General features: G+C 66.8%; 8 protein-coding genes and 3 pseudogenes. 7 read left to right on the forward strand and 4 right to left on the reverse strand.

Annotation, left to right across the window (positions count from 1 at the left end):
- Together ACBY01_RS16815 and ACBY01_RS16820 are read right to left on the reverse strand one after the other, a co-directional pair.
- Nucleotides 1-936: pseudogene (locus ACBY01_RS16815) on the reverse strand (IS3 family transposase); the annotation flags it as partial.
- Between the two features lie 253 nt (nucleotides 937-1189).
- A complete protein-coding gene (locus ACBY01_RS16820) occupies nucleotides 1190-1399 on the reverse strand; it encodes a hypothetical protein (protein ID WP_416462143.1) in 210 nt (69 codons plus the stop codon).
- Between the two features lie 245 nt (nucleotides 1400-1644).
- Between ACBY01_RS16820 and phhA the strand changes: the two genes are divergently transcribed.
- Genes phhA through ACBY01_RS16850 form a run of 6 tightly spaced genes read left to right on the forward strand, consistent with a single transcriptional unit; the run spans nucleotide 1645 to nucleotide 7221 of the window.
- Complete coding sequence (gene phhA / locus ACBY01_RS16825; protein WP_416462145.1) at nucleotides 1645-2508, forward strand: phenylalanine 4-monooxygenase; 864 nt, start codon at nucleotides 1645-1647, stop codon at nucleotides 2506-2508.
- Between the two features lie 31 nt (nucleotides 2509-2539).
- A complete protein-coding gene (gene hppD, locus ACBY01_RS16830; protein WP_416462146.1) occupies nucleotides 2540-3598 on the forward strand; it encodes a 4-hydroxyphenylpyruvate dioxygenase in 1059 nt (352 codons plus the stop codon).
- Nucleotides 3599-3630: 32 nt separating this feature from the next.
- On the forward strand, nucleotides 3631-4932 hold the full coding sequence (gene hmgA / locus ACBY01_RS16835) for a homogentisate 1,2-dioxygenase (RefSeq protein ID WP_416462147.1): 1302 nt from the start codon (nucleotides 3631-3633) through the stop codon (nucleotides 4930-4932).
- Entirely contained in the window at nucleotides 4929-6227 is a 1299-nt protein-coding gene (fahA, locus tag ACBY01_RS16840) for a fumarylacetoacetase (RefSeq protein ID WP_416462148.1), read from the forward strand. The genes hmgA and fahA overlap by 4 nt, the downstream gene beginning before the upstream one ends.
- Entirely contained in the window at nucleotides 6224-6862 is a 639-nt protein-coding gene (maiA, locus tag ACBY01_RS16845) for a maleylacetoacetate isomerase (RefSeq protein ID WP_416462149.1), read from the forward strand. Before fahA ends, maiA begins: the two co-directional genes overlap by 4 nt.
- Nucleotides 6859-7221: a Rieske (2Fe-2S) protein gene (locus ACBY01_RS16850; RefSeq protein ID WP_416462150.1), complete on the forward strand. Its 363-nt coding sequence runs from the start codon at nucleotides 6859-6861 to the stop codon at nucleotides 7219-7221. The genes maiA and ACBY01_RS16850 overlap by 4 nt, the downstream gene beginning before the upstream one ends.
- Nucleotides 7222-7526: 305 nt before the next feature.
- On the opposite strand, the pseudogene ACBY01_RS16855 reads toward ACBY01_RS16850, so the two are convergent.
- Nucleotides 7527-7781 (reverse strand): annotated as a pseudogene (locus ACBY01_RS16855) (transposase); the annotation flags it as partial.
- Nucleotides 7782-7852: 71 nt separating this feature from the next.
- Here ACBY01_RS16855 and ACBY01_RS16860 point away from each other — a divergent pair.
- Nucleotides 7853-8878, forward strand: a complete 1026-nt coding sequence (locus tag ACBY01_RS16860; protein ID WP_416462152.1) for an IS110 family RNA-guided transposase — start codon at nucleotides 7853-7855, stop codon at nucleotides 8876-8878.
- A gap of 254 nt (nucleotides 8879-9132) precedes the next feature.
- On the opposite strand, the pseudogene ACBY01_RS16865 reads toward ACBY01_RS16860, so the two are convergent.
- A pseudogene (locus ACBY01_RS16865) lies at nucleotides 9133-9828 on the reverse strand (IS630 family transposase); the annotation flags it as partial.
- Nucleotides 9829-9962: the final 134 nt, after the last annotated feature.

Here is a 9962-nt window from a genome sequence, read left to right on the forward strand (position 1 = left end):
TGTCCATCCAGCGGCCGCGCCCGTCCATGCTGATCCGCACCTCGGCATCGCGTAGCACGCCGGTGAAGTCGGTGCTGGTGAACTGGCTGCCCTGATCCGTATTGAAGATCTCGGGCCTGCCGAAGCGCGCCAGCGCTTCCTTCAAAGCCTCGACGCAGAACGCCGCGTCCATGGTGTTCGACAGCCGCCAGGCCAGTACCTTCCGGCTTGCCCAGTCCATGACAGCGACGAGGTAGAGGAAGCCGCGCCGCATCGGCAGGTAGGTGATGTCGGCACACCAGACCTGGTTCGGCCGCGTGATCTCCAGATCGCGCAGCAGGTACGGGTAGATGCGATGTTTCGGGTGCGGGTCGCTCGTCCGCGGGCGCTGGTAGATGGGCGCCAACCCCATCGTCGCCATCAGCCGCCGCACCCGCCGCCGCCCGACCGCATGGCCAAGGCGGTTGAGGTGCCGTGCCATCTGGCGGCTGCCATACCATGGGTGGTCGAGGAACGAGGTGTCGATCACCGCCATCAGCGCCAGCGTCTCCGCCGTTTCCGGCACCGGCGCATAGTAGAAGGACGACCGGCTGATCGACACCAGCCGGCACTGCGCCGCGATCGACAGGCTGGCATGCTCCCGCTCGATCATCTGCCGACGTCGCCCGACACTCATCGCGCGAACCCCTTCGATAAAAAATCCCGCTCCACCACCAGCTGACCGATCTTGGCGTGCAGCTTCTCGATCTCGGTGTCGCCCGCGGCCTTCGCCGCCTCGGTCGCGCCCGAGAAGGTCGCTGCCATGCCGTCGATCGCCTGCCGCTTCCACGTCGCGATCATCGTCGGGTGGATGCCGTGCTTCGTCGCCAGCTCCGCCAACGTCAGCTCGCCCCGGATCGCCTCCAGCGCAACCTTGGCCTTGAACTCGCCCGTATACCGCTTCCGCGTCGTCTTCATTCCCGTCCATCCCTCACGTCCGGGATAGCTTAGCCTCCTGTCCAGAAAACCGGCACCACCTCACAACTCTCGCCACTGGTTTCCTTTGAACCTCCTTGGGCGGACTCACCCAATGCATCAGCACGATCGAGCGAAATTCCGCGACATCGCTACTGAAACGTTAGTGCGTCGCGACACCCGTACGAAGCCTCCGTGCTGCCCGAGGCAACCACGTCGGCGCAGCTAAGGCGACGCCGGGTCGGGCCCGACGAGGTCAATAAACTTGCCAGCCGGACGGTTTCAGGCGGCGGTGTGCGGCCGCAAGCACCGCGCGGTTTGGCTCTCCGGCATCCGGTGCCAGCAAGGTGTAGTCAGGTTCAGGCGCGCCCCGGCCGACGAAGAGACTGTGCAGCATCGCCTCCGAGCCCATGAGCGGCACGGTCCGCGGGGCGAGGACCCACACGGGGGACGCCACTTCGATCATCGGGTGCGTCCGTGATCTGGTCGTTCTCACAACCTCTATCAGCCGTGCCGCCCAATCACGTCACAGTCTTGATCTGCTCACGAGCGCAAGATCACCTCGCATCTGCAGCATAGATTGTGCAGCGCAGTCGTAAATTGCAACGTATGTTGTTGATAGGAAGCACTCTTTTATTCCATCGCTCCTTGCGGCAGACTGGCCACTCGACGCTCGCTCCTCTTCCCGGAGCCAGCAGGAAACAAGGTGTCATGCCCAACGACCGGATCTCGCCTCCGCCCGGCGCCGCCAGCGATTGGACGATCCCCCAAAACTGGGGCGCATTCACACGCGAGGAACACGCCACCTGGGACACGCTATTTGCACGGCAGGTGTCGATGCTGAGGGGGCGCGCGACGCCCGAGTTCCTCGACGGGCTCGACCGGCTCAGGCTTTCCGAGTCGGGCATCCCCGACTTCGCCGAGCTGTCGGAGCGGCTGATGCGTGCCACGGGATGGCAGGTCGTCGCCGTGCCGGGGCTGATCCCCGACGACGTGTTCTTCGATCACCTCGCCAACCGCCGCTTTGTCGCGGGCAATTTCATCCGCCGGCCAGACCAGCTCGACTATCTGGAAGAGCCCGACGTCTTCCATGACGTGTTCGGCCACGTACCGCTGCTCGCGCACCCCACGTTCGCCGATTACATGCAGGCCTATGGCGAAGGCGGGCAGCGCGCGCTCGGCCTCGGCGCGCTGGAGCGGCTGTCGCGGCTCTACTGGTATACGGTCGAGTTCGGGCTGGTCCGCGGCGACGACGGGCTCAAGCTGTACGGCGCCGGTATCGTCTCCTCCTTCTCGGAGTCGCGCTTCGCGCTCGACGATCCCTCGCCCAACCGCATCGGCTTCGACCTCGCGCGGGTGATGCGTACCCGCTACCGGATCGACGACTTCCAGCAGAGCTATTTCGTCGTCGACAGCTTCGAGGCGCTGCTCGCGGCGACGCTCGAGACCGATTTCGCGCCGCTCTACGATGCGTTGCGCGAACAGCCCGACCTCGCGCCGGACGCGCTGCTGCCGGACGAGACGGTCTTCACCCGCGGCACCCAGCACTACGCCCATACCCATCCGCGTCCATGACCGACGCCCCCGCCCTTTGGAGAGACGCAGCATGACCGACCCCCGCAATCCGCTCGGCCTCGACGGCTTCGAATTCTGCGAGTTCACCGCCGCCGACCCGGAGCAGCTGGCGCGCCAGTTCGAATCACTGGGCTTCGTCGCCACCCATCGCCATCCCTCCAAACAGGTGACCCGCTACAAGCAGGGGCGCATCAACCTGTTGCTCCATGCCGAGCCGGGCGGCCAGGCCGCGGCGTTCCACGCCGCGCACGGTCCCTCCGCCAGCGGCATGGCGTTCCGCGTCGCCGATCCCAAGGCAGCGTTCGATCACGCAGTTGCGGCAGGCGCGAAACCGGTCGATGCCGCGACCGGCACGCTCGGCGCCGACGCCTGCGTGATCGAGGGGATCGGCGGCTCCTACCTCTATCTCGTGGCTGCGACAGGCGACCTCTACGCGGGATGGCAGGAGGTGCCCGGCTGGCAGCAGGCGGAGGCGGAGAACAGCGTCGGGCTCTACCTGCTGGACCACCTCACCCATAACGTGCGCCGCGGTGAGATGCGCACCTGGTCGAGCTTCTATGCGACGCTCTTCGGGTTCGAGGAGCAGAAGTATTTCGACATCAAGGGCAAGGCGACCGGTCTGTTCAGCCAGGCGATGATCGCTCCCGACGGCGCGATTCGCATCCCGCTCAACGAGAGCCAGGACGACAATTCGCAAATCGAGGAGTTCCTGCGCGAATATCAGGGAGAAGGCATCCAGCATCTCGCCCTTACCACCGACGACATCTTCACGACGGTGGAGAAGCTGCGCGAACGCGGCGTGCGGCTGCAGGACACAATCGAGACCTATTACGAATTGGTCGACAAGCGCGTGCCCGGCCACGGCGAGGATCTGGAGCGGCTGAAGCGCAACCGCATCCTGATCGACGGTAACGTCGGCGAGGAAGGCATCCTCCTCCAGATCTTTACCGAGAACATGGTCGGCCCGATCTTTTTCGAGATCATCCAGCGCAAGGGAAATCAGGGGTTCGGCAACGGCAACTTCCAGGCGCTGTTCGAGTCGATCGAGCTCGACCAGATTCGCCGCGGGGTAATCCAGGTCGACGCGTGATCGCGACGGGACGGCGCCCGATGGAGAAAACCATGTCCGCAGCGATCCGCTACCTGCCCGGCTTCGGCAACCATGTCGCGACCGAAGCCGTCGCCGGCGCGCTGCCGGTCGGACGCAACAGTCCGCAGAAGGTGCCATTTGGCCTCTATGCCGAGCAGCTTTCGGGCACCGCCTTCACCGCACCTCGGCAAGAGAACCGGCGCAGCTGGCTCTACCGGCTTCGGCCCGCCGCCGCGCATGCCCCCTTCACGCGCTACGAAGGCGCACCGCAGCTGCGCTCGGCGCCGTTCGACGAGGTGCCCCCCAGCCCCAATCGGCTGCGCTGGGATCCGCTGCCGCTGCCGTCCGATGCGCCGACCGACTTCGTCGACGGGCTCGTCACCTATGGCGGCACCGGCGACGTCGCGACCGGGTCCGGCGTCGCGATCCACGGCTATGCCGCTTCCGCCGACATGGTCGATCGCGCCTTCTTCTCGGCCGATGGCGAACTGCTGCTCGTGCCGCAGCACGGCCGCCTGCTGCTCGTTACCGAACTGGGGCGGATCGAGGTCGCGCCGCTGCAGATCGCGGTGATCCCGCGCGGCGTGCGGTTCGCGGTGGCGCTGCCGGATGGCGCGGCGCGCGGCTACGTCTGCGAGAACTACGGCAGCGCCTTCCGCCTGCCCGAGCTGGGGCCGATCGGTGCCAACGGGCTCGCCAACCCGCGCGATTTCGAGACGCCGGTCGCATGGTTCGAAGATCGCGACGCGCCATGCCAGTTGATCCAGAAATTCCAGGGCTGCCTGTGGGAGACACGCCTCGACCATTCGCCGTTCGACGTCGTCGCCTGGCACGGCAATCTTGCGCCGTATCGCTACGATCTCACGCGGTTCAACACGATCAACACGGTGAGCTTCGACCACCCCGACCCGTCGATCTTCACCGTCCTGACCAGCCCCAGCGACACGCCCGGCACCGCGAATTGCGACTTCGTGATCTTCCCGCCGCGCTGGATGGTCGCGGAGGACAGCTTCCGCCCGCCCTGGTTCCACCGCAACGTGATGAGCGAGTTCATGGGGCTGATCCACGGCGCCTATGACGCCAAGGATGGCGGCGGCTTCGTGCCCGGTGGCGCGAGCCTTCATAATCAGATGAACGGCCACGGCCCCGACCAGGCCGCCTACGACAAGGCGGTCGCCGCCGAGCTCAAGCCGCACAAGATCGAAGGAACCATGGCGTTTATGTTCGAGACCCGTCACGTCGTGCGCACCACCCGCTGGGCGGTCGAGACCCCGCTGATGCAGCTCGACTATGACGACGTGTGGAGCGGCTTCGCCAAGGCGCGCGTCGCATGAGCCTGCCCATTATCGACGAGACCCACGACCCCGCCCGGACCAGCTGGGTAGCGGGCGCCGACGGCCACCCGCATTTCCCGGTGCAGAACCTGCCCTACGGCATCTTTTCGGACAGCGACGGCAGACCCCGGCCGGGGGTGGCGATCGGCGACCGGATTCTCGACCTTCAGGCGGTGGCGGCGCTGCTGCCGGACGCGATCGTGCCGACATTGTCGGGCTCGACGCTCAACGCGCTGTTCGCGCTGCCCGCAGCCGATCGAAGGACGCTGCGCCGCCGCCTGTCGGCGCTGCTCGTCGATCCGACCAACCGCCCGGCAGTGGCGCCGGCGCTGCTCCCGGCTTCGGCCTGCACGCTGCACCTGCCCATGGCGATTGGCGACTACACCGATTTCTACGTCGGCATCCACCACGCCAACAACGTCGGCCGCCAGTTCCGCCCCGACAATCCGCTGCTTCCCAATTACAAGTGGGTGCCGATCGGCTACCACGGCCGCGCGTCCTCGATCCGTCCCTCCGGCGTGCCGGTGGTGCGCCCGCGCGGTCAGCGAAAGCCGCCCGATGCCGAGGTGCCGAGCTACGGTGCGAGCGAGCGGCTCGACTACGAGTTGGAGCTGGGCGTGTGGATCGGGCCTGGGAACCGGCTGGGCGAGACGATCCCGATCGGTGCCGCCGCCGATCATATCGCCGGTTTCTGCCTGCTCAACGACTGGTCGGCGCGCGACTTCCAGGCGTGGGAGTATCAGCCGCTCGGGCCGTTTCTCGCGAAGAATTTCCACACCAGCGTCTCCCCCTGGGTGGTGACCGCCGAGGCATTGGCGCCGTTTCGCACCGCGCAGCCGCCGCGGCCGGACGGCGACCCGCAGCCGCTGCCGCACCTGTGGGACGACGCAGACCAGGCTGGGGGTGCGCTGGCGCTGGAGCTGGAGGTGCTGCTGCAAAGCGCGGCGATGCGCGACGCGGGCATGGCGCCGGTGACGCTCAGCCGCGGCCCGGCGACGAACATGTACTGGACGGTCGCGCAGATCGTCGCGCACCACGCCTCCAACGGCTGCGACCTACGACCCGGCGACCTGCTGGGGACCGGGACCATTTCCGCACCCACCCGCGACGGGTTCGGCAGCCTGCTCGAAATCAGTCGCGGCGGCACCGATCCGATCGAGCTTCCAAGTGGCGAAATGCGCCGCTTCCTGGCCGACGGTGACGCGGTGACCCTGCGCGCGACGGCGCGCGCACCCGGCCGGGTCGCGATCGGCTTCGGCGAGTGCACCGCCACGGTGCTGCCGGCGCGCGCATGATCCTGCACGGCTACTGGCGCTCGACGACCGCCTATCGCGTGCGGATCGCCTTGAATCTCAAGGGGCTTCCCTACGACCAAGAACCGCACGACCTGCGTACCGGCGCGCAGCGGGACGCGGCGTATCGCCTGCTGAACCCGCAGGCGCTCGTTCCGACACTGGAAACGGATGACAGCGGCGTCCTGACGCAGAGCCCCGCGATCCTCGAATGGCTTGAGGAACGCCACCCCGCCCCGCCGCTGCTGCCGCCCGATCGGGAAGCGCGCGTGGTGGTCCGTGCGATGGCGGCGCTCGTCGCGTGCGACATTCATCCGCTCAACAATCTCCGCGTACTCGAGACGCTGCGCAGCGAACTCGCGGCGAGCGAGGCGCAGGTGCAGGCTTGGATCGCGCGCTGGATCGGCGACGGCTTCACCGCGTTGGAGGCGCTGATCGCGCGCCACGGCGAGGGTTTCGCGTTCGGCGACACGCCGAGCCTGGCCGACTGCCACTTGGTGCCGCAACTCTACTCGGCCGAGCGGTTCGGTGTTGCGCTCGCCCCCTACCCCCGGCTCGTGGCGGCAGGCGAGCGGGCGCGCGCGTTGCCGGCGTTCGCCGCGGCGCACCCCGACTGCCAACCCGACGCCGACCGATGACCGCCGACACGCGCGTCTTCGCCACCCCCGCCGGGGTGTCGCTCGGGCCGCTCGACCAGATCGCCGACGGGCGAGGACGCGCCTTCGTCCTCCAGATGCGCGCCGGCCGCTTCCACGGTTTCGTCGTCCGCCGCGGCGACGCCGCCTATGGCTATGTTGACCGCTGCCCGCATATGGGCCTGCCGCTGGCGCAGACGCTGGACGAGTACGTCGCACCGGGCGGCGAGTTGATCGCCTGCTCCTGGCACGCCGCGCTGTTCACGATCGAGGATGGCGTGTGTGTCGGCGGGCCATGCATGGGGCAGCGCCTGACCCCTTGGCCGGTGACGGTACAGGACGGCCTTCTGCGGACTGCGTGAGCCACGGATTGCCGGGGGCCGCGATCGTAGGATCGCCACGGTCACCACTTCGTATGCACCAGCCTGCTGCCATCAATCGCTTTCGTTGCCCGGGCGCCGGCCAACGCCATCGTTACGCGCATCTCCGTCCGATCCGGAGCCTCTCGGCAGATACTCGCATCATCCTGCCATGCTTGAGCTCGACCGCATCCTGCGCCTCAACGCGGTACTCGATCTCGCCGGGCCCAGTCGCGGGGTCCAGCAGCAACCCCGCATGATTGCCGGGCGTTATAACGGGCTCGAGCGGACCTTAGAGTCTGATGACATCAAGCTGACGGGTATCCGGAATTGCGGAGATAGTTGCGGCACTCGTCGGGGGAGAAGGTATCGAGGAGTTCGCCGACGCGGCGCCATGTCGCCTCATGGGATCGTTCTGCGGCCTTTCGCATCAGGTGCTTGAGCTTGGCGAAGACCTGCTCGATGGGGTTCAGGTCCGGACTGTAGGGCGGCAGGAACAACAGCCTGGCGCCCGCGGCCCTGATGGCGCTTCGGATAGCAGGCTGCTTGTGGCTGGACAGGTTGATGGGGTGGACGCCCCCGGCGGCATCTATGTGCCAGAGTGGTGGTTTTGCAGACCACCAAGGAGGCGTCCGTGGAACAGATTATCACCGTCGGGCTGGATTTGGCCAAACACGTTTTTCAGGTGCATGGCGCAGGCCGCGACGGCACGGTCGTTATGCGGAAGAAGCTCCGGCGTGATCAGTTGCTTAGCTTCTTCGCGGAGCTGCCCCGCTGCACGGTGGCGATGGAGGCATGCGGCGGGGCGCATCACTGGGCGCGCGAGATTGGGCGGCTTGGTCACGAGGTGAAGCTGATCGCGCCGGCCTACGTGAAGCCCTTCGTGAAGCGACAGAAGAACGACATGGCCGATGCCGAGGCGATCTGCGAGGCGGCGCAGCGCCCTACCATGCGGTTCGTGCCGGTGAAGAGCGAGGCGGCGCAAGCGTCCGCACTGGTATTTCGTACCCGCGACCTGCTGGTCCGGCAGCGAACCCAGCTCATCAACGCGCTTCGCGGTCACATGACCGAGTTTGGCATGGTCGTTGCGCAGGGCCCGATGCATGTCGCAAGGCTGATCGCCATTGTCGAAGATCCCGATTCCGATTTGCCTGAGTCGGCACGCATCGTGCTCGGCGTGCTCATCACCGAGCTGCATGCGCTCGATGACCGGGTTCTGAAGCTCGATGCTGAGATCGTGCGCCGTGCGAAGGATGATCCGGTCGCGAGGCGGCTGATGACCATCCCCGGCATAGGGGCGATTACCGCGACGGCTCTGGTCGCGCTGGCGCCTGCCGCCGCGACCTTCAGGCGGGGGCGTGACTTTGCCGCCTGGCTGGGTCTTACGCCGGTGCAGCGATCAAGCGGCGGCAAGGAACGACTGGGCCGGACATCCAAGATGGGCGAACGCACATTGCGACGCTTGCTCATCATTGGGGCGAGCGCGGTCGCGGGCTGGGCGTCACGTAAGGGTGCAAAGCCGGGATCGTGGCTGGCCAGCATGATGGCGCGCAAGCCGCCGATGCTGGTGCGGGTCGCACTCGCCAACAAAATGGCCCGAATGGTCTGGGCGCTGCTCGCCCATGGCGGGGTCTACCGAGCTCCGGCCGTGGCGGCATAAGCCGTCAGGGTCGTGGGGTGCCGTGGAGCAGGCTGAGGTCGAAGGAGAGTATGGCGCAACGGTCGTGAGACGGGGTCGGGAAAACCAGTTCATGGACAAGCGCTATCAAAGCGCGCCAGGTTGTTTTGGACCCGATCCGCGAACTCCCATACGGGCCCGCGGCATGTCATGGCCGCAACAAGGCCGGACACATGTCAGCACCCGATCCGCGCGCCATTGGCTATCCCAAGATTCAGCTTGCTCCAACGGGGGCGTCCACACATGTCCATGACCACGACATCGCCGGGCTTGAGCGTCGGGACGAGGCACTGCTCGACATAGCCGGTGAAGCTCTGGGCATTGATTGGCTGGTCGAGTACGCAGGGTGCGTCGATCCGGTCGCAGCGCAGCGCCGCCAGAAAGGTCATGGTGCGCCAGTGGCCGTAAGGCACCTTGGCATGCAGCCGCTGGCCGACCGGCGCCCAGCCTCTGAGCGGCGCCATGTTTGTTTTCACCCAGGTTTCATCGATGAAGACCAGGCGGGCCGGATCAAGCCGGCCCTGGTACTTCTGCCACCGCGCCCGGTGCCGTGCGATGGCGGGGCGGAGCTGCTCGGCGGGCAGCACGCTTTTTTTTGAAGCTCAGCCCCTCGGCATGCACGAACCGCCAGACCTGCACATAGTCGACCTTCACGCCGCGCTCTGCCAACTCGGTAACGAGGCCGCGTAGCGTGAAGTCCCGTGTGGCCCGCTCCAGCAGCCAGTCCCGCGTCTCGCCCGACAGGATCCTGGTTCGGCGCCCACCCATTCGCCCAGGGGCTGCACTGCCCGTGTCGCGGTAGCGCCGCGTCCATTTGATCGCCGAACTCGGCGCAACCCGAAGCATGCAGCCGCCGCGTGACACGACATGCCCTCCGCCGTTACCGCCCGAACAACCCTGTCGCGCAAGTCCATCGAATACGGCTTTGCCATGCAGCTCGGCCTCCCTCGCCGGCCCGCACCTTGAATCATCTGTGGACGCCCCTTCGGTTGCAAGCGGTATCTGGAAGTTCTGACACGTAGTCGGATGCTGCCATCTGTCCGGCCTGTAATGCAGCGGCAAGCTG

This window comes from Sphingomonas mangrovi (genome assembly GCF_047975845.1).
Taxonomy (GTDB): domain Bacteria; phylum Pseudomonadota; class Alphaproteobacteria; order Sphingomonadales; family Sphingomonadaceae; genus Sphingomonas.